The 21,347-nt window shown below is 75.7% G+C and carries 23 protein-coding genes; 12 read left to right on the top strand and 11 right to left on the bottom strand.

Annotation, left to right across the window (positions count from 1 at the left end; translation table 11 throughout):
• Positions 1 to 37: 37 nt before the first annotated feature.
• From OF117_RS12305 to OF117_RS12295, 3 genes are read left to right on the top strand one after another with little or no spacing between them, the layout of a single operon-like run.
• Complete coding sequence (locus tag OF117_RS12305) at positions 38 to 385, top strand: PadR family transcriptional regulator (RefSeq protein ID WP_263553133.1); 348 nt, start codon at positions 38 to 40, stop codon at positions 383 to 385.
• Complete coding sequence (locus tag OF117_RS12300; RefSeq protein ID WP_263553132.1) at positions 382 to 882, top strand: HAAS signaling domain-containing protein; 501 nt, start codon at positions 382 to 384, stop codon at positions 880 to 882. Before OF117_RS12305 ends, OF117_RS12300 begins: the two co-directional genes overlap by 4 nt.
• 40 nt (positions 883 to 922) lie before the next feature.
• Complete coding sequence (locus OF117_RS12295; RefSeq protein WP_263553131.1) at positions 923 to 1,645, top strand: hypothetical protein; 723 nt, start codon at positions 923 to 925, stop codon at positions 1,643 to 1,645.
• A 31-nt stretch (positions 1,646 to 1,676) separates the two neighbouring features.
• On the opposite strand, the gene OF117_RS12290 is transcribed toward OF117_RS12295, so the two are convergent.
• Complete coding sequence (locus OF117_RS12290; protein WP_263553130.1) at positions 1,677 to 2,657, bottom strand: EamA family transporter; 981 nt, start codon at positions 2,655 to 2,657, stop codon at positions 1,677 to 1,679.
• A gap of 177 nt (positions 2,658 to 2,834) precedes the next feature.
• Here OF117_RS12290 and OF117_RS12285 point away from each other — a divergent pair, with 177 nt between their 5' ends.
• Both OF117_RS12285 and OF117_RS12280 read left to right on the top strand, forming a co-directional pair.
• Complete coding sequence (locus tag OF117_RS12285) at positions 2,835 to 3,749, top strand: mechanosensitive ion channel family protein (RefSeq protein WP_263553129.1); 915 nt, start codon at positions 2,835 to 2,837, stop codon at positions 3,747 to 3,749.
• The gene (locus OF117_RS12280; protein ID WP_263553128.1) at positions 3,746 to 4,231 is read left to right on the top strand and encodes a hypothetical protein; all 486 of its coding nucleotides are present in this window, start codon (positions 3,746 to 3,748) and stop codon (positions 4,229 to 4,231) included. Before OF117_RS12285 ends, OF117_RS12280 begins: the two co-directional genes overlap by 4 nt.
• Positions 4,232 to 4,357: 126 nt before the next feature.
• On the opposite strand, the gene OF117_RS12275 is transcribed toward OF117_RS12280, so the two are convergent.
• From OF117_RS12275 to OF117_RS12265, 3 genes are all read right to left on the bottom strand, one after another.
• On the bottom strand, positions 4,358 to 4,885 hold the full coding sequence (locus tag OF117_RS12275; protein WP_263553127.1) for a gamma carbonic anhydrase family protein: 528 nt from the start codon (positions 4,883 to 4,885) through the stop codon (positions 4,358 to 4,360).
• A gap of 99 nt (positions 4,886 to 4,984) precedes the next feature.
• Positions 4,985 to 5,881: an NAD(P)H-hydrate dehydratase gene (locus tag OF117_RS12270; protein WP_263553126.1), complete on the bottom strand. Its 897-nt coding sequence runs from the start codon at positions 5,879 to 5,881 to the stop codon at positions 4,985 to 4,987.
• On the bottom strand, positions 5,856 to 6,602 hold the full coding sequence (locus OF117_RS12265) for a histidine phosphatase family protein (RefSeq protein WP_263553125.1): 747 nt from the start codon (positions 6,600 to 6,602) through the stop codon (positions 5,856 to 5,858). The genes OF117_RS12270 and OF117_RS12265 overlap by 26 nt, the downstream gene beginning before the upstream one ends.
• Before the next feature lie 133 nt (positions 6,603 to 6,735).
• On the opposite strand from OF117_RS12265, the gene OF117_RS12260 reads away from it, so the two are divergent.
• Positions 6,736 to 7,314: a YdeI/OmpD-associated family protein gene (locus OF117_RS12260; protein ID WP_263553124.1), complete on the top strand. Its 579-nt coding sequence runs from the start codon at positions 6,736 to 6,738 to the stop codon at positions 7,312 to 7,314.
• 60 nt (positions 7,315 to 7,374) lie between these two features.
• Here OF117_RS12260 and OF117_RS12255 read toward each other — a convergent pair whose 3' ends face one another.
• The 6 genes from OF117_RS12255 to OF117_RS12230 all read right to left on the bottom strand — a co-directional run bounded on the left by OF117_RS12255 (position 7,375) and on the right by OF117_RS12230 (position 13,275).
• A complete protein-coding gene (locus OF117_RS12255; RefSeq protein ID WP_263553123.1) occupies positions 7,375 to 8,415 on the bottom strand; it encodes a C40 family peptidase in 1,041 nt (346 codons plus the stop codon).
• A 380-nt stretch (positions 8,416 to 8,795) separates the two neighbouring features.
• Entirely contained in the window at positions 8,796 to 9,098 is a 303-nt protein-coding gene (locus tag OF117_RS12250) for a hypothetical protein (protein ID WP_263553122.1), read from the bottom strand.
• A gap of 321 nt (positions 9,099 to 9,419) precedes the next feature.
• Entirely contained in the window at positions 9,420 to 10,820 is a 1,401-nt protein-coding gene (locus OF117_RS12245; RefSeq protein ID WP_263553121.1) for a metallopeptidase TldD-related protein, read from the bottom strand.
• Entirely contained in the window at positions 10,817 to 12,331 is a 1,515-nt protein-coding gene (locus OF117_RS12240; RefSeq protein ID WP_263553120.1) for a TldD/PmbA family protein, read from the bottom strand. The genes OF117_RS12245 and OF117_RS12240 overlap by 4 nt, the downstream gene beginning before the upstream one ends.
• A gap of 96 nt (positions 12,332 to 12,427) precedes the next feature.
• Positions 12,428 to 12,913, bottom strand: coding sequence for an SRPBCC family protein (locus tag OF117_RS12235; protein WP_263553119.1), 486 nt, complete (start codon positions 12,911 to 12,913; stop codon positions 12,428 to 12,430).
• The gene (locus OF117_RS12230) at positions 12,910 to 13,275 is read right to left on the bottom strand and encodes an ArsR/SmtB family transcription factor (protein ID WP_263553118.1); all 366 of its coding nucleotides are present in this window, start codon (positions 13,273 to 13,275) and stop codon (positions 12,910 to 12,912) included. The genes OF117_RS12235 and OF117_RS12230 overlap by 4 nt, the downstream gene beginning before the upstream one ends.
• Before the next feature lie 152 nt (positions 13,276 to 13,427).
• Between OF117_RS12230 and OF117_RS12225 the strand changes: the two genes are divergently transcribed.
• Positions 13,428 to 14,888, top strand: a complete 1,461-nt coding sequence (locus OF117_RS12225; RefSeq protein ID WP_263553117.1) for a dihydrolipoyl dehydrogenase family protein — start codon at positions 13,428 to 13,430, stop codon at positions 14,886 to 14,888.
• On the opposite strand, the gene OF117_RS12220 is transcribed toward OF117_RS12225, so the two are convergent.
• Positions 14,870 to 15,496, bottom strand: a complete 627-nt coding sequence (locus tag OF117_RS12220; protein WP_263553116.1) for a CDP-alcohol phosphatidyltransferase family protein — start codon at positions 15,494 to 15,496, stop codon at positions 14,870 to 14,872. The two genes, OF117_RS12225 and OF117_RS12220, sit on opposite strands and share 19 nt — an antisense overlap.
• Before the next feature lie 188 nt (positions 15,497 to 15,684).
• Between OF117_RS12220 and OF117_RS12215 the strand changes: the two genes are divergently transcribed.
• The 5 genes from OF117_RS12215 to OF117_RS12195 all read left to right on the top strand — a co-directional run bounded on the left by OF117_RS12215 (position 15,685) and on the right by OF117_RS12195 (position 21,344).
• Positions 15,685 to 16,899, top strand: coding sequence for an ABC transporter substrate-binding protein (locus tag OF117_RS12215; protein ID WP_263553115.1), 1,215 nt, complete (start codon positions 15,685 to 15,687; stop codon positions 16,897 to 16,899).
• A gap of 121 nt (positions 16,900 to 17,020) precedes the next feature.
• Positions 17,021 to 17,830: an ABC transporter permease gene (locus OF117_RS12210; protein ID WP_263553114.1), complete on the top strand. Its 810-nt coding sequence runs from the start codon at positions 17,021 to 17,023 to the stop codon at positions 17,828 to 17,830.
• The gene (locus OF117_RS12205) at positions 17,827 to 18,681 is read left to right on the top strand and encodes an ABC transporter permease (protein WP_263553113.1); all 855 of its coding nucleotides are present in this window, start codon (positions 17,827 to 17,829) and stop codon (positions 18,679 to 18,681) included. Before OF117_RS12210 ends, OF117_RS12205 begins: the two co-directional genes overlap by 4 nt.
• Positions 18,678 to 19,778 carry an ABC transporter ATP-binding protein gene (locus tag OF117_RS12200; protein ID WP_263553112.1) on the top strand — a complete coding sequence of 367 codons (1,101 nt, stop codon included), beginning with the start codon at positions 18,678 to 18,680 and terminating at the stop codon, positions 19,776 to 19,778. Before OF117_RS12205 ends, OF117_RS12200 begins: the two co-directional genes overlap by 4 nt.
• A gap of 177 nt (positions 19,779 to 19,955) precedes the next feature.
• Positions 19,956 to 21,344 (top strand): HNH endonuclease signature motif containing protein, encoded by a 1,389-nt coding sequence (locus OF117_RS12195; protein WP_263553111.1) that lies wholly within the window; start codon positions 19,956 to 19,958, stop codon positions 21,342 to 21,344.
• The last annotated feature ends 3 nt before the right edge of the window (positions 21,345 to 21,347 follow it).

Raw genomic sequence — 21,347 nt, 5'->3', positions numbered from 1 at the left:
GCTTGCGTCGCTGACTAGTCAGCGCTACAACCTACTCATGTCGGACGACGGGTCCTGGCCTCCCGAGTGGATGCGCGCCGCGCTGCCGTTGTGCGTGCTCGCCGTGGTGGCCGCCGAGGAGACCTACGGCTACGCCGTCGCCCAGCGGCTGCACGCGGCCGGCTTGGGCACGGTCAAGGGCGGCACCCTCTACCCGGTGCTCAACCGGCTGGAGCAGGAGGGCCTGCTGCGGTCGGCCTGGCGGGAGGGCGCCGGCGGTCCCGGGCGCAAGTTCTACACCGTCACCGAGCAGGGCAGCGCGGCGCTCGCCGAGCGCACGGCCGCGTGGCACACCTTCGCCGAGCGGGCCGGGCGCCTGCTCCCGTCCCTGGAGGCGCAGCGATGAGCACCGCCCTGAGCACCTACCGCCGCGACCTCATCCTGGCCCTGCGGATGCGGGAGGTCCCCGGCGACCGGATCGGCGAGATCGTCGCCGAGGTGGAGAGCCACGTCGCCGACACCGGGGAGGACCCGCTGGACGCGTTCGGTCCGGCCAGGGACTACGCGGCCGGCTTCGCCGGCGGGCGCCGGTCCCGGTGGGGCTGGCACGAACTCCTCGTGGCCGTGGCCAGCGGGGTCGGCGGCTACCTCGTCGCCGTCGGTCTGCTCGGGCTGGTGGGCGGCACTCCGGCCGGCCCCCTGCCCTCGTGGGCGGCGCTCCTGCTCGGCGTGGCGATCGGCGTCCCGACGATCGGACACGTCCGGCGCAGGAGCTCGGTCATCCGCGACCCGCGCACCGGGCAGGAGATGCTCCCCGTCCCGCGGTGGGTGCCGTGGGCCGTGGCCGGCACCCTCGCTGCCCCGCTCGTCGTCGGCGTGGCGGTCGTCGCCCTGTCCTCCTGACGCCCGGCGGCACGCGGCGGCCCGGGTTACGTTCGCGGGCATGGCCGACACCGACCTGCATTTCTACTTCGACCCGGTGTGCCCCTTCGCCTGGATGACCAGCAAGTGGGTGCGCACCGTGGTCGCCCAGCGCGACTACACCGTCGAGTGGCGGTTCATCTCGCTGCGACTGCTCAACGCCCACGTGGACTACGACACGCACTTCCCGCCGGACTACGAGGCCGGGCACACCGCCGGGCTGCGGCTGCTGCGGGTGGCGTCCCGGGTCCGGGCCGAGCACGGGCAGGCAGCGGTCGGCCGCTTCTACGAGGCCTGCGGGGAGCGCATCTTCGAGCAGGGTCGCGACGACGAGCGCCCCGAGCGGGGCACCCGCGAGTTCGTCGCCCCGATCCTGGCGGCGGCCGGGCTGCCGGTCCCGCTGCTCGACGCGCTGGACGACGAGTCGCACGACCTGGAGATCCGGGCCGAGACCGACGAGGCGCTGGCCCTGACCGGCAAGGACGTCGGGACGCCGATCCTGCACTTCCGCCCCGGCACCGACGAGGGGACGGCGTTCTTCGGGCCGGTGATCAGCCGGCTGCCCGACGAGGAGCAGGCCGCCCGGCTGTGGGACCACGTCGTCGGCCTGGCCACCTTCCCGGGCTTCGCCGAGCTCAAGCGCAGCCTGCGGGAGCGGCCGCAGCTACCGGCGTTCGGCGTGGCGGGCGGCGAGGTCGGCACCCAGGAGGACTGGCACGCGGGCAGCCGCCGCCTGAAGAAGTGACCGGAGTGGATCCGTCGCGGTCACCGCGATGTCACCGCGACGGATCCACTCCGATCAGCGCCAGGGGGACCTCGGGCAGCGGGGTGGGCGCCGGCGCCCGGCGGGCGGTCTGCGCGAGCGCGATGCCGAGCAGGACGACGGCGCCACCGGCGATCTGCCAGCCCGTGAGCACCTGCTCGACCCACAGCCAGGCGACGACCGACGCGAACACCGGCTCGGTCGTCGCCACCAGGCCGGCCGTCGTGGGCGGCAGGTGGCGCAGCGCGGCGATCGACAGCCAGAAGGGCACGATCGCGCCGAGCACGACGATCCACGCGACCAGCACCCACAGCGGCAGCTGGAGGGCGCCGAGCGACACCGGGACCCGCTCGCCGAGCACCGCGGCGTCGAACTCCCACCAGGGTGCGGCCACCGACCAGAAGGCCCCGGCCGCGACGAAGCTCCAGCAGGTCAGGGTCACCGGGTCGCGGGTGCCGGTGCCGCGCTCCCCCATCAGGTAGTAGGTGGCCAGGCACACCGCGGCGCACAGCGCGGCCGCCACGCCCACCGCGTCGAGCGAGCCGCCGCCCTGCCAGACCTGGGCGACCAGCACCAGGCCCGACAGCGACAGCGCCAGCGCGATCCAGAGCCGCCCGCGCACCTGCTCGCGCCGGACGACCCGGACGTACAGGGCGATGAGCACCGGCGCGGTCATCTCGAACACCAGCGCGATGCCGACCGGCAGCCGCCCGATCGCCACGTAGTAGAGGAACTGCGTGAGCGCGACTCCGACCACGCCGAAGACCGCCAGGAACGGCACCTCGCGCCGGCTGATCCGCAGCCGCCCGGGCGCCACCAGCGCGAGCACCGCCACCAGGCCGACCGCGGCACCGAGGCAGCGCAGCGCGGTCAACCGCGTGGGAGGCAGCCCGGCCTCGAGGGCGAGGGTGGAGACGGTGCCGTTGACGGCGAAGAAACCGGCGGCGGCCAGCGTGCAGGCGTAGCCGAGGCCGGGGTGGGCGGGACGGGGCACGTGCCGCACTGTAGCCGTCGTCGGGGCAGATGCCACCTACCGACCCCGCGGGGGCATGGGCCCGTCCGGCCCGCCGGTCGGCCGGTCGGCCAGGACGACGCCGGCGGGTCAGCCGGTCGGGCGGCCGGTCCGGTTAGCGCTGGCGGTGGTCGGCCCGAGGCGACAGGGTGGACGACGATGGACGCCCTCGCGATCACCCCGCTCACCGACCTCTGGGACTGGCTGCGCCGCAGTGGCCTGGAGATCCTGCTCATCATCCTGGGCTCGGTGCTGCTGACCCGCTTCGTGCAGTGGGTCGGCGTGCGGATCACCGACCGCATCGACCGCCGCGCCACCGGCGGTGACGCCCTGGTGCGCTCGGAGGCCGCCAAGCACCGTCACTCGCTGACGCAGGTGCTCACCTGGGCGGCCATCGTGCTCATCTACACGATCGCGGTCTTCTTCGTGCTCGACCGCATCGGCGTCCCGGTGACCGGGCTGGTCGCCCCGGCGACCGTGCTCGGCGTCGGGCTCGGCTTCGGCGCGCAGCGCATCGTGCAGGACGTGCTCGCCGGCTTCTTCATCATCACCGAGCGGCAGTACGGCTTCGGCGACGTCGTGGCCATCAGCGTGATCGGTGCGGCCGAACCGGCCAACGGCACCATCGAGGACGTCACGCTGCGCATCACCCGCGTCCGCTCCGCCGACGGCGAGGTGATGACGGTGCCCAACGGGCAGATCGTCAAGGTCGTCAACCTCTCCCGCGACTGGGCGCGCGCCGTGGTCGACGTCCCGGTGCCGACCAGCATGGACGTCAACCGGGTCAACGAGATCCTGCGCGAGGTCGGCCGCGAGGCGTTCCGCGATCCGGCGATGCGCCCGCTGCTGCTCGATCCGCCCAGCGTGATGGGGGTGGAGAGCATCGACCTCGACCAGGTCAACGTGCGCGTGGTGGCCCGGACGCTCCCCGGCCGGCAGTTCGAGGTGGGCCGCGACCTGCGGGCCCGCGTGGTGCTCGCGTTCCGCCGGCAGGGCATGCACCTGCCGTCCGCGCCGGCGGCGGACGAGGCGCCCGCGGAGGCGGGCGAGACCCCGACGCAGGTGCTGCGGTGAGCACGCCGCAGGAGGAGCACCCGCGCGAGCAGGCGGTCGACGTCCCCACGGTGAGCACCGCGCCGCCGCGGTCGCGCTGGCGTCGGCAGTGGGGGTCGGTGCCCGCGCACCTCGGCCGCGCCCGCACCTCCACGGTGCTGCTCTCGGTGGCCTTCGTCGCCGTCGCCGTCCTGTACCTGCTGGTCCGCCCGGTGCCCACGGGTTCGGCGGGCACACCGGCCGCCCCGGCCCCGGTCACCGAGGCGCCGGCCGGGACGCCCCCGCCGACCACGCCGGAGACGACCGAGCAGTCACCGGAGTCCCCCACGACGACGTCCCCGGAGGAGACGCCGACGGACACGTCACCCGGGACGACGACCGGCACGAGCCCCCGCACCGGCACGGGCACCGGCACGGGGACCACGCCGCAGACGGGCACCGGCGGGTCGCCGACCGGCACGAGCGCCCCGGCGCCGACCCAGGAGGGCGCGCCGACCACGTGACGCGGTCCCTCGGTCGAGGGCGCCCTGCCACCGAGCGCGCGCATCCGTGGGCGCTGACGCGCGCGAACACGCCGCGTGGACGACCGGAGCTGCTCGCTCGACCGTGGCCACCCGGGGACCGTCCAGTCAGGCGAGCGGGCGCACCTTCCGGGCGGCCGGGATGCGGTCGGTGTAGCTCTTCGCGTTGCGGGTGATGTGGGCCATCTCCTTGTCGCCGGCCTGCTTGACCACCTTCGCCGGGACGCCGGCCACGATCGACCCTGGCGGCACCACGGTGCCCTGCGTGATGACCGCGCCCGCCGCGACGATCGAGCCGCTGCCGATGTGCGCGCCGTTCATGACCACGCTGCCCATGCCGACCAGGACGTCGTCGTCGACGCGGCAGCCGTGCAGCACCACGCGGTGGCCGACGGTGACGCCCCTGCCCACGACGAGCGGGGACCCGGGGTCGGAGTGCAGCGTGCTGCCGTCCTGGATGTTGCTGTCCTCCCCGATCTCGATGATCTCGGAGTCGGCCCGCGCGATCGCGCCGTACCAGATGCTCGCCCGCGGGCCCATGGTCACCCTGCCGACGACGACGGCGGTGGGCGCGACGAAGGCCTCGTCGTGGATCTGCGGCGCGCCGAACTCGTGCTCGGCGATGAAGTGGTCCACGGTGCGGCTCCTCCGGATCGGCGGTGACGACGGTCGAGGGGGCGACGGTCGAGGGTGCCGTCCACCCCAGCACAGCGCCGGGCGCCCGCCCCCGGCGGGTCAGAGTTCGATCTCGGCGGCCACCCGCGGGATCTCCGGAGGCAGCTCCCGGGCCAGGAAGCCGAGCCGGCCGACCGCCGCCGCCAGCCGCTCCCCCGCCCGGCCGTGCAGGTGCGCGGCCCACACGGCCGCCTGCACCGGGTCGGCGCCGCGGGCGAGCAGGCCGGCGACGATCCCGGCGCGGACGTCGCCCGAACCGGAGACGCCCAGCCCGGCGCCGCCGCTCTCGTCGCGCCAGAGCCGGCCGTCGGGAGCGGCGATCCACGACGTGGCACCCCCGAGGCCGACGGTCGCCCCGGCCCTGCCGGCCAGCTCGCGGGCCGAGCCGGCCGGGTCGTCGTCGTCGAGGTCGGGGTCGCGGTGCAGCGAGAGAGCGAGCTCCTTGGGGTTGGGCGTGAGCACCGCCCGGCCCTCGAGGTGCAGCACGCACCCCTCGTCGGCGGTGACGCAGGCCAGGCCGAGGGCGTCGAGCACCAGCGGACCGCGCAGCCGCGGCAGCAGCGCGGCGCCGAGGGCCTGCGTCTCCTCGGTGTCGATCATGCCCGGGCCGATGAGGACGGCCGACGCCGCCTCGGCCAGGTCGAGCACCTCCGCGGCGTCGTCGGCGCGGATGGCGCCGCGCGACGTCTCGGGCAGGCGGCGCACCAGCGCCTCCGGCAGCGCGGTGGCCGCGAACGGGGCGACGCTGGCGGCGGTGGCCACCTGCAGGCGGCCCGCCCCGGCGCGCAGCGCGGCCTCGGCGGCCAGCTGCACGGCGCCCAGGGTCTCGGAGCTGCCGCCGATGACCAGGATCGAACCGCGGGCCTCCTTGCCGCCGGTCGGCTCGGGCAGCCGCCAGGCCCGGAGCACCTGCGGGGTGACCAGCGTGGCGTCAGCCACGGCCGTCGAGCTGCTCATCCGGCTCCTCGGTGACGTCCTCGTCCTCGACGACGAGGTGGTCGACGCAGTTGAACGCGCGGAGCGCCAGCCCCCCGTCGCCGGCGCTCTCGTACCGGGTGAACGACGCGTTGGCGATCTGCTCGCGGCGGTCGATGTCGAGCACCTGCTCCTCGCTGAGCTCCTCCAGCACGTACCGGAACACCATGATGACCGCCTGGTGGCCGACCAGGAGCAGCCGTTCGCCGTCGTGCCGCAGCGCCTCGGTGGTGAGCAGGCTGCGCAGCCGCAGCGCGACGTCGGCCCAGCTCTCGCCGCCCGGCGGCCGGTAGTAGAACTTGCCCAGCGCGCGGCGGCGGCGTGCCTCCTCGGGGAACTCCTCACGGATGCCCGTGCCGGTCATGCCGTCCAGGACGCCCAGGTCGCGCTCGCGCAACCGCTCGTCCACCCGCACGGCGAGGCCGAGCTGCCCGGCGGCGATCTCGGCCGTCGTCCGCGCGCGGACGAACGGGGAACTGAGGACGGCGGTGGGCCGCTCGTCGTCCGGCAGCTCCGCGAGCCAGCGGCCCAGCGCCTCGGCCTGGCCGCGGCCGGTGTCGGACAGCGGGACGTCGGGGTCGCGGACGTCGAGCTCGAGCCGGCCCGCCCCCGCCTCCTGCGCCCGGACGTCGGCGAGGTTGCCGGTGCTCTCGCCGTGGCGCACCAGCCACAGCGCCACCGGGCCGGGCTCCCGTCGTCCCACGCGCCTCCCCGTCCGCCGCTCGCCCACCTGCTCGGGCGTCCGATGCCGACGGATAGCCGGACGGCCGCGGCGCCAAACCGTGCCGGGGCGACGGGGGTGGACGCCGTCCGGCGCGGTGCCCACCATCGGCGACGTGACCGTCCCCGACGACCTCCCGCTGCTGGACTTCGCCGACCGGGCCGCACTGGAGGCGTGGCTGGAGGCCGAGCACGCCGCCGCGCCCGGCGCGTGGGTCAGGCTCGCGAAGAAGGGCACCGGGATCCCGTCGGTGACGCAGACCGAGCTCGTCGAGGCGGTGCTGTGCTTCGGCTGGATCGACGGGCGGGCGCAGCGGCTGGACGACCGGTTCTGGGCGCAGCGGATCACCCCGCGCCGGCCGCGGAGCGTCTGGTCGCGGAAGAACGTCGAGACGGTCGCCGCGCTGACCGCCACGGGCCGGATGCGCCCGGCCGGGCTGGCGGCCGTGGAGGCGGCACGCGCCGACGGCCGCTGGGACCGCGCCTACCCCGGGCAGGCCGAGGCGACCGTGCCCGACGACCTGGCCGCCGCGCTGGCCGCCGACCCCGCGGCGCAGCGGGCGTTCGAGGCGCTGGACGGCAGCAACCGCTACGCCGTCCTGTGGCGGGTGCACACCGCCGGCACGCCGGCGACCCGAGCACGCCGGATCGGCGCGCTGGTGGAGATGCTGAGGGAGGGCCGCCGCCCGTACTGAGCGCCGGCGGTGCGCCGACGCTCTCCGGGTGGGAGCGCGGCGGCTCCGGCGGGGGCCCGGTCAGCCGGCGGGGGCGGAGATGCGGACGGCGCCGGCGTAGCCGCGCTGGTCGACGCTGGTGACCGCGACGGGGCGGCCGAAGGTGCGGGCGTGCACCATCTTACCGTTGCCGATGTAGAGCCCGACGTGGCTGATCGGCGAGTAGAAGAAGACCAGGTCACCGGGCTGCAGCTGGTCGCGCGACACCCTGGTGCCCATGCCGGCCTGCGCCCGGCTGGAGTGCGGCAGCTCCACGCCGGCCGCGGCGAAGGCGAAGCGGGTCAGGCCGGAGCAGTCGAAGCCGCGCGGCCCGGAGCTGCCCCACTCGTACGGTGCACCGATCTGGGCCAGGGCGGCCCGTACGGCGGCCCCCGCGGCGCCGCTGGGCGCCGGCGGGAGTTCCGCGGTCGCCGGCGCCTCCAGCGCCGGGCCGGCCAGCCGCTCGGTGACGCGGGCCTGCTCGGCCGCGGTCAGCCGGGCGAAGATCGCCTGGTACTCGGCCACCCGGGTCTGCAGCTGGGCCTTCTGCGCCTGCAGCTCCTCCAGCCCCGCACGCGCGGTGGCCGCCGCCTGGTCGGCGGCTGCCTGCGCCTCGGCGGCGGCGCGCTGCGCGGCGGCGACCTCGGCGACCACCGCCTCGGTGTGGTCGGCGATCATGTCCAGGGTGGTCATCTGCTGGACGAGTTCGGTGGCGGACTCGCTGGTCAGGAACGCCGCCATCCGCGACTGCGTCCGCCCCGTGTAGCCGCTCTGGGCGATCGCGGCCAGCCGCGGCTCCAGCGCGGCCAGCGCGGCCTGCGCTTCCGCGGCGTGCTGCGCGGCGGTCGCGGCGGCCGCCTGCTGGGCGGCCACCGTCACCTCGGCTTCGTGCACCTGCTCGTCGATCTGGGTCAGCTGCAGCGCGGCCTGCTCGACCTGGGCCCCGGCCTCGGCCACGGTGGCCGGCTCGGCCGACGCCGGAGCGGGCGCGAGCACGCCGGTGGCCAGCGCGACGAGCACGGCACCCACGGCGGTCGCGGCGCGGGCGGTCCGGCGGCGGGGGGTGGTCCGCGTGTGCTGCACCGTCGTCCTCCGTCCGTCGGCGCCCGTGCCCGGGATCCGGGCAGGGAAGAGAGGCGCGTCGGGACGGACGGTAGGGAGAGACCGCCTGCACGTAGCGGGTGGCGCGCGGGACGACGGAGGCGTCACCGTCCCGGGCGTCACACCGATCGCACGGCGTCCCGGTCGTCACAGCCGGCCCGCCGGTACCTCTGGACATCGCGCGGCACGCCCGGCGGGCGAGCCGCGCGGTGCGCCGGGCGAGCGAGCCGGGCGGAGCGGGCGGGCCGGGGCAGGACTGCCCGACGGGCGCGAACGGCCCGGGCACACGAGCCGGTCCCGGGGCGGTGACGAGCGGCCGGGACCGGCGGCGGGCGGCGGGGACATCCGCCGGACCGGGGCGGTCAGCCGGCGAGGGGCTCCTGGGCGTCCAGCCCGGAGAGTGCGGTGAAGTCGCGCAGGATCGCGGACAGCTCCTCGGCCGTCCACGGCTCGCAGCAGTCGCAGCCGCCGTCGCGGAAGCTGGCCAGGCCGAGCTTGCCGCCCGCCTGGTCCTCGGCGATGGCCAGGTGCCCGGCGGAGGGGTGGCGGTGGCAGCTGCAGGCCGCGGCGCACAGGCCCAATCCCCAGCCGGAGATGACCACCGTGCGGCCGTCGTCGCGGACCTTGCCGATCTGGAAGACGGACGGCTTGCGACTCCTGGTCACGGGAGTCCTCCCCTCGACGGCTCCCGGTGCGGGAGGTCGCGTTGCGCGGTGCGGGTCGGCGTCCGGGGCCGGACGCGGAGGTGCTGCATCCGGTATCGGCATGACGGCCGCTCCGGTTGAGCCCTGCGGAGCCAACCCGATCGACGAGAGCTTTCGGTGGTGGTTCCGGCACCGAGCGTAAGGGGGCGGACGGCGGCTGTCGCCAGCAGTTGTCGCCAGACGTGCGGACCCGCTGTTGTGGAACCGCACAGTCGGCGTGGTCACGCCCGGGGTACCCGCCCCGGGGTCCCGGCGGGACCCAGAGGGGACGCGCATCCCGGCTCAGCTGGCGGGGCTGACGCTGCTCATGTTGAAGTCGGGCACGCGCAGCGGCGGCATCGCCGTCCGGGTGAACCAGTCGTTCCACTCACGCGGCAGCGTGCGCTCCGTCCGGCCCGCCTGCACGGTGCGGGCGAGCAGGTCGACCGGCGACTCGTTGAAGCGGAAGTTGTTCACCGCACCGGTCACCTCCCCGTTCTCGACGAGGAAGACGCCGTCGCGGGTGAGCCCGGTGAGCAGCAACGTCTGCGGGTCGACCTCGCGGATGTACCAGAGCGTGGTGAGCAGCAGGCCGCGATCGGTGGCGGCCACCATCTCGTCGAGGGAGGCCGTCGCCGCCGCGTCCTCCAGGAGGAGGTTGTCGCCGGCCGCGGTGGCCGGCGCCGTCGTCCGCAGCGCCCAGGCCCGGGGCCGGACGAGGTTGGTGAGCGTGCCGTCCTCGATCCAGTTGGTCGCGGGGACGGCCATGCCGTTGTCGAAGACCGACGCGCTGCCCGACGAACCGCTCACCACCTGGAACGGGGCGCACTCGAGGCCGGGCGCGAACGGGTCGCTGCGCAGGGTCAGCGGCAGCGCGGCGAGCCGCTCGCCGATCCGGTTGCCGCCGCCGGGTCGGGCGAAGACGTTGCGCCCCTCGTCGGCGTCCCGCGCCTCCATCGTCCAGTACAGGTAGATCATCAGGTCGCTGACGGCCGACGGCGGCAGCAGCGTCTCGTAGCGTCCGGCGGGCAGCTCGAGCTGCCGCTGCGACCACTCGTAGCGGCGGGTGACCTCGGCGGCCAGGTCGGGCACCGACACGTCGCGGAAGTCGCGGGTGCCAACGCCGGCCCAGACGGACCTGCCGAAGTCGGCGCTCTTACCGTTCAGCTCGACCCGGCCGGTGGGCTGGTCGTGGCGCAGCCGCAGGCCGGTCGAGGAGCCGAAGTAGACCGTCTCCATCGTGTGCTCGGCGAAGCCGAACAGCAGCTGGCCGCGGTCGCGGGCCTCGCCGAAGGCCTGGCCCAGCGCCGGCGCGAAGTCGGTGAACACCTCGATCGAGGTCTCGGCGGGATCGGCGTCCCAGTCGCCGGACGACGGCGGCTTCTCGCTGATGAGCGGCATGGCGTCCTCGGCCGGCCCGGCGTCGCGCGCGGCCTGCTCGCTGGCGGCCACCAGCTGGGCGACGTCCGGGGTGCCGGTGCGCGCGACGGTGCCGGCAGCCATGCCGGCGCCACCGTCGACGAAGCTGATGACCACGACGCGGCGGGAGCGCATCGCCCCGTTGGTGGTCAGGCTGTTGCTCGCCCACCGCAGGTTGGCCTCCGAGCTCTCGACCACGTAGGCGATCTGCTCGTCGGCGGTCGAGGCCGCCAGGGCCTGCTCCACGAGGTCCTGGGCCGGGACGTTGCTCGACGAGGCGGTCACCGTCCTCCCTCCTGCACCGTGTTGAGGACGTTGACCTGCTCGAACAGCGCGGCGGGGCACCCGTGGCTGACCGGGGCGACCTGGCCGGGCTGACCCTTCCCGCAGTTGAAGGCGCCACCGAGGACGTAGGTCTGCGGCCCGCCGACCCGTGTCATCGCGCCCCAGAAGTCGGTGGTCGTCGCCTGGTAGGCCACGTCGCGCACCTGCCCCGCGAGCCTGCCGCCCTCGATGCGGTAGAAGCGCTGGCCGGTGAACTGGAAGTTGTAGCGCTGCATGTCGATCGACCAGCTCTTGTCGCCGACGACGTAGATGCCCCGGTCGACGCCGGCGATGATCTCCTCCGTCGAGGGGCCGCCGGGTGCGGGCTGCAGCGACACGTTCGGCATCCGCTGCACCGGCACGCGGTGCGGGCCGTCGGCGAAGGCGCAGCCGTTGGAGCGGTCCATGCCGCGCAGCCGGGCCATGTTGCGGTCGACCTGGTAACCGACCAGCACGCCGTCCCGCACGATGTCCCACCGCTGCCCGGCGACGCCCTCGTCGTCCCAGCCCACCGTCGACAGCCCGTGCGGGGCCGTGCGGTCGCCGGTGACGGCCATCAGCGGGGAGCCGTAGCGCAGCGTGCCGAGCCGGTCGACCGTGGCGAAGGAGGTGCCGGCGTAGGCGGCCTCGTAGCCCAGCGCCCGGTCGAGCTCGGTGGCGTGCCCGACCGACTCGTGGATGGTCAGCCACAGGTTGGACGGCGCGATGACCAGGTCGTAGCGCCCGGCCTCGACCGACGGCGCCTTGACCTTCTCCTGCAGCAGCTCCGGGATCTCGGCCAGCTCCGCCTGCCAGTCCCAGCCGGTGCCGGTGAGGTACTCCCAGCCGCGCCCGGCCGGTGGGGCGAGGGTGCGCATGCTCTCGAACGAGCCGGTGGCGCGGTCGACGGTGAGGGCGGTGATGTCGGGGTTGAGCCGCACGCGCTGCTGCCGGGTGCGGGTGCCGGCGGTGTCGGCGTAGAACTTCTGCTCCTTGACCAGCATGCAGGTGGTCTGCACGTGCTCGACGCCGTCGGCGGCCAGCAGCCGCTCCGACAGCTCGGTGAGCAGGCCGGTCTTGTCGGCGTCCGGCACGGTGAACGGGTCGACGTCGTAGTCGGAGACCCACGTCCCGTCACGCTCCACCGGCTCGGGCGCGAGCTCGACGCGGTCGCTGCTCAGCGCGGCCGACACCCGCGCCACCGCCACGGCCTGCTCGGCCAGGCGGACCGCCTCGGCTGCGGTCAGCACGACGCCGGCGGCGAAACCCCAGGTGCCCTCGTGCACCACGCGGACGGCGAGGCCGAGGTCCTCCGCGTCGGCCAGCGCCTCGAGCCGGGCGTCGCGCAACCGGATGTTCTGGGTGCGGATCCGCTCGACCCGCAGGTCGGCGTGCTCGCAGCCGAGGTCGACCGCGCGGGTGAGGGCTGCCTCCGCCAGGGCGTTCAGCGGCAGGGCGAGGAAGGTCTCGTCGACGGGGTGGCGGGGTGGCACCCCGCCTGTCTACCAGTCGGTCCGGACCGGATCCGCGCCGCGCCCGGACGGTGCGGAGTGGATCCGTGCGCGTCACGCGCACGGATCCACTCGACGTCAGCGGGCGAGCAGCTCGTCGAGGCGCTCGTAGCCCTCCCGGACGCCGACCTCCATCCCGCTGGCGACCATGGCGTCGCGGTCGGCGAAGGAGTCGACCAGCGAGGTGGTGGTGAGCCGGGTGCGCCCGTCGCCGACGCCCTCGAGCGTCAACTTCTCCAGCGCGACGCCGTCGGGCTCGCCCTCGTAGGTGAAGGTCTGCACGATCAGCTCGTCGGGCCGGACCTCGTGGAAGCAGCCGCGGAAGCCGTACTCCTCCCCCTGGTCGCCGGTGTGGACGTAGCGGTACGACCCGCCGCTGCGGCAGTCGTACCGGTCGATGCGCATCTGCACGCCACGCGGACCGAGCCACTGGACGAGCAGGTCGGGGTCGACGTGCGCCCGGAACACCTTCTCCTTCGGGGCGTCGAACTCCCGGATGATCCGGACGAGCGGGACATCGGGATCGACGACGATCTGCGTCTCGGAGTGCCGGGTGGCGGTCATGACGGGCTCCCTTCCTGCGCTGCGGGGGACGTGCTCGCGTCGTCCGGCATGGACCGGAGGACGTCGTCCAGCCGGCGGTAGCGCTCCTCGGCCTGCCGCCGGTACCGCTCGATCCACGCGGTCATCAGGTCGAGCACCTCCGCCTCGAGGTGCACCGGACGCCGCTGCGCCTGGCGGCTGCGGCTGACCAGGCCGGCCCCTTCGAGCACCTTGAGGTGCTTGGAGACCGCCTGGACGGTGACGTCGTACGGCGCGGCCACCTCGCCGACCGTGGCGTCGCCCACGGCGAGCCGCGCCACGATGTCGCGCCGGGTGGGATCGGCCAGGGCCGAGAACACCCGCGAGAGCCGGTCCGCCGCCACGACACCCTCCCTGTTCCTCAACCGAGCGGTTGTAGACGACGCTAGCGCTCCTGCACGCCTTCGTCAACCATCCGGTTGAACCATCCGCAGCCGCCCGCCACCTAGCGTGGGGGCCTCCGCCGAGCCGCCGGCGGACGACCCCGAGGAGTGCCATGCCGAGCAGCGGGAACACGGCCGACGGCGACACCGGGGTGGTGGACCTCCTGGTCCTGGGTGGGGGCACCGCCGGGATCGTCGGCGCGCGGACCGCCGCGGCCCTCGGTGCGCGGGTGCTGCTCGTCGAGCGGCACCGCACCGGAGGTGACTGCCTCTGGACCGGGTGCGTGCCCTCCAAATCGCTGCTGGCTGCCGCCGCTGCCGCGGCCGACGCCCGACGGGCCGGTGCCCTCGGCGTCGACGTCCCCCGGGTGTCGGTCGACTTCGCCCGGGTCCGCGCGCACGTGCGCGCGGCGATCGGGACGATCGAGCCGGACGACTCCCCCGCGACCCTGCGGGCCGCCGGCGTCCGCGTCCTGGCGGGGACCGCCGTGCTGACCGGTCCCGACACGGCGCGGGTGGACGGCCGGGCCGTCACCTTCCGGTCGGCGCTGCTCGCCACGGGGGCCGATCCCCTGCTGCCCCCGGTGCCCGGCCTGGCCGACGCCCGGCCGCTGACCAGCGAGACGGTCTGGGACGAGCTGACCGAGCTGCCCGGGCGGCTGGTCGTGCTCGGCGGCGGGCCGATCGGCTGCGAGCTGGGGCAGGCCTTCGCCCGGCTGGGTGCCGGCGTCACCGTGGTCGACGGCGCCCGGCGGCTGCTCGGCGGCGAGGACCCGGAGGCGTCCGCGGTGGTCGCGGCGGCCCTGCGCCGCGACGGCGTCGACGTGCGGCTCGGCCAGCAGGCCGCGTCGGTCGCGCGCGGGGAGCTCGCGCTCGCCGACGGGACGCGGATCGCGTTCGACGCGCTGCTGGTCGCCGTGGGCCGGCGGGCGCGCACCGGGATGCTGGGGTGCGCGGACGCCGGGGTGCGACGCGCCGACGACGGCAGGGTGGTCGTGGACGGGACGCTGCGCACCACGAACCCGCGGATCTGGGCCGCCGGCGACGTGACCGGCCCGCCGTACTTCACGCACACCGCCGGGGTGCACGGCAGCATCGCGGCGAGCAACGCCGTGCTCGGCCTGCGGCGGGAGGTCGACCGCGTCGTCCCGCGGGTCACCTACACCGCGCCCGAGGTCGCCTCCGTCGGCGTGTCACCGGAGGACGGGCGGGCGCGCGGGCTGACGCTCCGCCGGGTCGGCCACGAGACCGTCGACCGCGCGGTCACCGAGGCCGGGACCGAGGGGTTCACGACGCTGGTTCTCGATCGGCGGCGGCGGATCGTGGGCGCCACCGTGGTCGGCCCCCGCGCCGGGGAGACCCTCGGCGAGCTCGCCCTCGCCGTCCGCCGGGGCCTGCGGGCGTCGGACCTCGCCGGCACGACGCACCCGTACCCCACCTACAACGACGCGGTCGTGGACGCGGCGCTCGACGACGTGCGCGACCGGCTGGCCTCGTTCCCGGTCCGCCCCCTGCTGCGGGCCGCCGTCCGCCTGAGGGGTCGCCGGCTGGACCGTCAGCGCAGCGCGCGGTAGCCGGCGACCACGCGCTGGCCGGCGCTCAGCGCGACCAGCGCCGCCCAGCAGCCGGCGACGACGTCGGCGTGCTGCGGCAGCAGCAGCCACAGCGAGTGCACGACGATCGTCTCCGTGCCCTCGGCCAGCCCGCCCAGGAACGACAGCGACCGGCCGTCGTCGAGCCGCCGTCCGGACCGCTCGGCGATCGACGAGAAGGCGAGGAACGCCGTCCCGTTGACGTAGTAGGCCAGCAGGACGAGCAGGAAGGGCCACACCGGAGCGCCGTGCCCGCGCGCGGCGCCGATGGCGACGCCCACGACCGTCGTCCCGTAGACGCAGAAGTCCGCGGTGATGTCGAAGAAGCCGCCGCTGCCGGCGTCGCCCGGCGCTCCCCGGGCGCGGCGACGCCGGGCGAGCGGCCCGTCCAGCCCGTCGGCCAGGCGCGAGACGAGCCACAGCACCAGCGCGACCGCCCACAGCTGCAGCGCGGCGGTGACCGCGCTGCCGAGGCCGAGCGCGAGTCCCAGGCCGGTGAGCCGGTCCGGCGTCACGCCGGGCCGGTCGAGACCGGCGGCCAGCCGGCCCAGAGGGGCGTCGAGCACCCGGCGGGCGGCGGCGTCGAGCACGGGCGACCTCCGCGTGGCGGCACTCCGATGAGCCGGGCACGATCTTGTCGCACGTCCGCACCGACCACATCCGGAGGCGGCCCTCCGCCCGAAGGTCCGTCGGGTGCTCGAGGCGCGCCCGCTCCCGCACCGGACCAGGAGGACGCAGGTCGATGACCGCACGACGCCCCGCAGGACGGTCCCCGGCGGTGGCCGCCGGTGCGGTCGCCCTCACCCTGTCCGCCCTGTCCGCCTGCGCGGCACCGGGCAGCGACGCGCCCGCCGCGGCCGAGCGCAGCTGGGACGACGTGCTGGCCGAGGCCGACGGGCAGACCGTGCGGTTGTGGATGTACGGCGGCGACGACAAGGGCAACGCCTACGTCGACGACGTGCTCGCCCCGGCCGCGGCGGAGCTCGGCGTGACCCTCGAGCGGGTACCCGTCGCGGACACCGCCGACGCGGTGAACCGGGTGCTCTCGGAGCGGCAGGCCGACGTGGAGGACGGCGAGGTCGACCTGGTCTGGGTCAACGGGGAGAACTTCGCCACGGGGCAGCAGGCCGGCGCGTGGCTGTGCGGCTGGACGTCGATGCTGCCCAACGCCGGCCTCGTCGACCCCGACGACCCGCTGGTCACGAGCGACTTCGGGCTGGACGTCGAGGGCTGCGAGGCGCCCTGGCACAAGGCGCAGTTCGCCCTGGTCTACGACGGGGCACGGGTCGAGGACCCGCCGGGCAGCGTCGAGGAGCTGCTCGACTGGGCCGAGGCCAACCCCGGCCGCTTCACCTACCCCGCCCCTCCCGACTTCACCGGCTCGGTGTTCGTGCGCCAGGCGCTCTACGCGGTGTCCGGAGGCGTCCAGAACGTGCCCCTGGAGTTCTCGCAGGAGGCGTACGACGAGCTGGCGCCCTCGCTGTTCGACCGGCTGGCCGAGCTCGAGCCGTCGCTGTGGCGGGAGGGGCGGACCTACCCCCAGGAGCTCGGCGAGCTCGATTCGCTCTACGCCGACGGGCAGGTCGACTTCACGATGACCTACGGCCCGGCGACGTTGCCCGACCTGGTCGCCGACGGCACCTTCCCGGAGACCACGCGCGTGCTGCTGGTCGAGGACGGCACGATCGGCAACGCCAGCTTCCTGGCCATCCCCTCGACCTCCGGCAGCCAGGCCGGGGCGATGGTGGTGGCGGACCTGGCGCTCTCGCCGGAGCAGCAGCTGGCCAAGGCCGACCCCGACGTGTGGGGGCAGTACCCGGTGCTCGACCAGGACCGGCTGCCCGAGGACGTGCGGGCCGGGCTCGCGCAGCTGCCGCGGTCGGAGGTCGTGCCGCCGTACGAGGAGCTCAGCGCGGACGCCGACCCCGAGCTCGACGCCGGTTGGGTCACCGCGATAGACGAGGGCTGGCGCCGGCAGATCGCCGCGAACTGACGCGCCGACGGTGATGACGACCGCGGCACGGTCCCCGTCAGCCCGCCCGGTCCGCGGATCCGGAGGGGCCGGCGGCCGGCGCCCGCGGCGTCCGGGGCCCCGCGGCCGCGCCGTCCTGCTCGTGCTGCCGGCCCTGGTGCCGGTGGTCGCCGTGGTCGGCGCCGCGCTGGGATCGGCGCTGCTGCTGGCGTCGGGCCTGGCGCCCCTCGTGGGACGACCCGAGCCGTCGGTGGACGCCTGGCGGGCGGTGGGCGCGGACCTGGGCACCTCGCTGCGCATCTCCCTCGGCATCGCGTCCGCCGCCACGGTGATCGCCGCCCTCGTCGGGTTGTGCCTGGCGCTGGCCGCGACCGCCGCCGTCCGCCGCAGCCGGCTGCTGGGCACGCTGGCGTCGCTCACCATCCCCGTCCCGCACCTGGTGGGCGCCGCCGCCATCGGGCTGCTCCTCGCCGACGCCGGGTTCCTCCCCCGCCTGCTCGGCATCGACCCGTCCTCGTGGCCGTCGCTGGTGGGCGGCCGGCTGTGGATCGCGGTGGTCGCCGAGTACGCGTGGAAGGAGTCGGCGTTCATCGCGCTCGTGGTGACCGCCGTGCTGTCGTCGCGCTCGGCGTCGTACGGCGAGACGGCCGCGCTGCTCGGTGCCGGCCGGTGGGCCAGGCTCCGGTTCGTGACCCTGCCGCTGGCCGCGCCCGCGCTGTGGTCGACCGCCGCGGTCTCGTTCGTCTACGCGCTCGGCTCGTACGAGGTGGCCGCGCTGCTGGGCCGGCCGTTCCCGGAGCCGCTGGCCGTGCTCGCCTTCCGGCTGTTCACCTCCATCGACCTGGCCGCGCGGCCGCAGGCGGCCGCGGTGGCGGTGACCACGGCGGGGGTGGCGCTGGTCGTCGTCCTGCTGTCGCTGCGGGCGCTGCGGCGGCTGGCGGCCGAGCGATGAGCGCCGTCCGGGCGCCCGTGGCGCGGCCGGCCCGGGCCCGGCCGGCTCGGGCGCGGGCGGCCCGGGCCCGGGCCGGCCGGGCCGCGTCGGTGGCCGGCCGCGCGGTGCTGGTCGTGTGGTTGGTGCTACCCGTCGTCCCGCTGCTGCTGTGGGCCTTCGCCGACCGCTGGGCCTTCCCGGCGCTGCTGCCGCAGGCGTGGGGCACCCGCGGCCTGCGGGAGGCGCTGGCCCGCGACGCCGGCGCGGCCTTCGGCCGGTCGACGCTGCTCGGCCTGGCGGTGGCGGTGCTGGCCACGCCGCTCGGTGCCATGGCCGGGCGGGCGCTCGCCTCCCGCCTCGTGCCGGCGTCGACCGCCGTCCTGGCGGTGGTGCTGTCGCCGCTCGTGCTACCGCCGTTCGCGGTGGCGCTCGGCCTCGACGTGCTGCTGCTGCGGCTGCGGGTGCCGGCCGCGGCCGGCGTGCTGGTGCTGCTGGTGGTGGCCGCGCTGCCCTACACGGTGATCGTGATGCGGGCGGCCTACGCCGCGCACGACCGGGGCTTCGAGGACGAGGCCCGCACGTTGGGCGCCTCACCGTGGCAGGCGGTGCGCTCGGTGCAGCTGCCGATGCTCGCGCCCGCGCTTGCGGGGGCGGCCTTCCTGGCCTTCCTCGTGGGGTGGTCGGACTACATCGTCACCGTGCTGGTCGGCGGCGGGCAGCTGACCACGCTGCCGGTGCTCGTGGCCTCGGCCGCGGCCGCCACGGGCAACGACGCGCAGGTGGCCGTGGTCTCGCTGGCCTCGATCCTGCCGCCGGTGGCGCTGCTGGCCGCGGCGGGCGTGCTCGGCCGTCGTGGACGGAGGACCCGGTGAGCGGGGGATCGCTGCGGCTGCGCGGCCTGACCCGGGTGCACGGCGCGGGCACGCCGCCCGCCCTCGACGGCTTCGACCTCGACGTGCCCAGCGGCGCGTGCGTCGGCATCCTCGGCCCGTCGGGATCCGGGAAGAGCACCGTGCTGCGGCTGACCGCCGGGCTGGACGAGCCGACCAGCGGCAGCGTGCTGCTGGACGGCGTCGACCTTGCCGGGGTGGCGCCGGAGCGGCGCGGCATGGCGATGGTCTTCCAGCGCCCGCTGCTGTTCCCGCACATGACGGTGCGCGACAACGTCGCCTTCGCCGACCGGGTGCGCGGGGTCCCGCGGCGGCAGGCGCGCGGGCGGGCCGACGAGTACCTCCACCTGGTGCAGCTCGGCGGGTTCGGCGACCGGCCGGTCCGGGCGCTGTCCGGCGGGCAGGAGCAGCGGGTCGCGCTGGCCCGGGCGCTGGCCGCCGAGCCGCGGGTGCTGCTGCTGGACGAGGCCTTCAGCGCGCTCGACGCCGGGCTGCGCGAGGAGATGCACGAGCTGCTCGCCGACCTGCGCATGCGCCTGGACCCGACGATCCTGCTGGTCACCCACGACCACGCCGAGGCCGACGCGCTCGCCGACACCGTGGCCGTCCTCGACGACGGACGGCTGCTGCAGACCGGGCCGATGCGCGAGCTCTACGCCCGCCCGGCCTCGCTCTCGGTCAGCCGGCTGCTCGGCGGTCGCACCGAGGTCACCGGCGTGGTGCGCGACGGGCGGCACGAGTCGGCGCTGGGCTCGCTGGAGCTGCCGTCGTCCGCGCCGTCGGGGCCGGCGGTGCTCGTCGTCCGGCACGAGGCGGTGGCCGTGCTGCCCGCCGGGGACGGCGACGTCGACGGCACGGTCGTGCGCGTGCGGCGGCGCGGGCTGCGGTCGCTGGTGACGGTCGAGGTGGCCGGCCCCGCCGGCGCGGCGTCGGTCGACGCCGAGCTCGACCCCCGCCAGGACGTGCCGACCGGCCGCACGGTCGGGCTGCGGCTGCCGGTCGAGGACCGGTGGGTGGTTCCGGTGGACGGCAGGGCCGGCGAGCCGGCACAGCCGGTGCCGTCGCCGAGCGAGGCCTGACCGGGACGGCGCGATCGGCGATCTGGACGCTCCCTCCGCGGTTGTGAGAGGGGCGTCGCACCTGCGCGCCCAGCAGGCCCCGCTGACGGTTCCCCGCACCTGTCCACAGGATCGGATCGCCGCCCTGACCTGCGGTTTCGTGTTGCGGCTGGTACCCGGCGGCGGTAGTCTCCGTACATGTGTTCGACCGGTGCCGGTGACCCGCTCGGGTCGCTGGAGGCCGCCGTCGACGCGCTGCTGGCCGCCGACCCGGCCGCGGTCGCCGGTGACGGGGAGGCCCTGGACCGGGTGCGGGCGCTGGTCCGGCTGCAGAACAAGGTCACTGCGGCGCTCACCGCCGCGGTGCGGGTCGCCGACACCCGCCAGGCCAGCGAGCACGACGGGCTCACGACCCTGCCGGCCTGGCTGCGCGGGCACGCGCGGCTCTCCAGGGCGACCGCCTCCCGGCTGGTCCGGCACGGCCGCGCCCTGCAGCACCTGCCCGCGGCGGCGACGGCGTACGCGGCCGGGCAGCTCTCCGACGACGCTGTCGACGTGCTCGCCCGGCTCGCCGAGCCGGCCAACCTGGACAAGGCCGCCGACCAGGGCATCGACCTGACCGAGGTCGAGTCCACGCTGCTCGGCGTGGCCACGGCCCGGCCGCACCGCGACCTGCAGGTCGCCGTCGGGCACTACCTGGCCGCCCTGGACCCCGACGGACCCGAACCCGACCCCACCGAGGGCCGCTCCCTCGGCCTGGTCCAGCACCGCGACGGGTCCTGGACGTTCGGCGGCGCGCTGGACACCGTGGGCGGCGAGAAGCTGGCCACCGCCGTCGAGTCGATCGCTGCCGCATCCCGCTGCGCCGGTGACACCCGCAGCCGTGCTCAGCGCCTGGCCGACTCGCTGGTGCAGCTGGCCGACCTCGCCCTGGCCTCGGGGCAGCTGCCGGTGCTGCGTGGCCAGAAGCCGCACGTCGTCGTCACCATCGGCATCGACGACCTCGTCGACCCGGCCACCGGCGCCACCGCCGCGACCACCGGCCTGGGCGCCACCCTGTCCGCCGCGCGGGCCCGCTGGCTGGCCTGCGACTCGCAGGTCTCGCGGATCGTGATCGGCCCCGACGGCGTGCCGCTCGACCACGGTCGCACCAAGCGGCTGGTCACCCCCGCCCAGCGCCGTTCCCTGGAACTGCGCGATCGCGGCTGCGTCTTCGCCGGCTGCGAGGCCCCGACCTGGTGGTGCGACGCCCATCACCTGCTCGACTGGATCTTCGACGGGCCCACCGACGTCGACAACCTCGGTCTGCTGTGCGAAACGGCACCACACCAAGGTCCACCACGGCTTCCGCGTCGAACGCGACGACACCGCCCCACCCGGCCACCGATGGCGCACCTGGCGTCCCGACGGCACCGAGATCCTCCTCGCCGCACCGCTTCTCGTGTGAGGCGGGCCCCCGGGCTACCCGATCGACACGTGAGGCCGCGTTCGGCACCCTCGACGCTGCTGCGTCGCAGGCTGGCCGCCACGAGGGAGCCACCTGACGCCCGCTGGTCGGTCAGTGGGCGGGCGAGCCGGAACGCGTAGTCC

The organism is Geodermatophilus sp. YIM 151500 (assembly GCF_025716945.1).
GTDB lineage: Bacteria > Actinomycetota > Actinomycetes > Mycobacteriales > Geodermatophilaceae > YIM-151500.
The sequence above is the reverse complement of the archived record's forward strand: the minus strand, read 5'-3'. Positions and strand labels throughout refer to the sequence as shown.

Excerpts from the sequence above, each read along its gene's own strand:
- OF117_RS12285 (WP_263553129.1), top strand. The coding sequence starts at position 2,835 with ATGGACGCCCTCGCGATCACCCCGCTCACCGACCTCTGGGACTGGCTG.
- OF117_RS12300 (WP_263553132.1), top strand. The coding sequence starts at position 382 with ATGAGCACCGCCCTGAGCACCTACCGCCGCGACCTCATCCTGGCCCTG.
- OF117_RS12195 (WP_263553111.1), top strand. The coding sequence starts at position 19,956 with ATGTGTTCGACCGGTGCCGGTGACCCGCTCGGGTCGCTGGAGGCCGCC.
- OF117_RS12205 (WP_263553113.1), top strand. The coding sequence starts at position 17,827 with ATGAGCGCCGTCCGGGCGCCCGTGGCGCGGCCGGCCCGGGCCCGGCCG.
- OF117_RS12295 (WP_263553131.1), top strand. The coding sequence starts at position 923 with ATGGCCGACACCGACCTGCATTTCTACTTCGACCCGGTGTGCCCCTTC.
- OF117_RS12235 (WP_263553119.1), bottom strand. The coding sequence starts at position 12,913 with ATGACCGCCACCCGGCACTCCGAGACGCAGATCGTCGTCGATCCCGAT.
- OF117_RS12225 (WP_263553117.1), top strand. The coding sequence starts at position 13,428 with ATGCCGAGCAGCGGGAACACGGCCGACGGCGACACCGGGGTGGTGGAC.
- OF117_RS12270 (WP_263553126.1), bottom strand. The coding sequence starts at position 5,881 with ATGAGCAGCTCGACGGCCGTGGCTGACGCCACGCTGGTCACCCCGCAG.
- OF117_RS12305 (WP_263553133.1), top strand. The coding sequence starts at position 38 with ATGTCGGACGACGGGTCCTGGCCTCCCGAGTGGATGCGCGCCGCGCTG.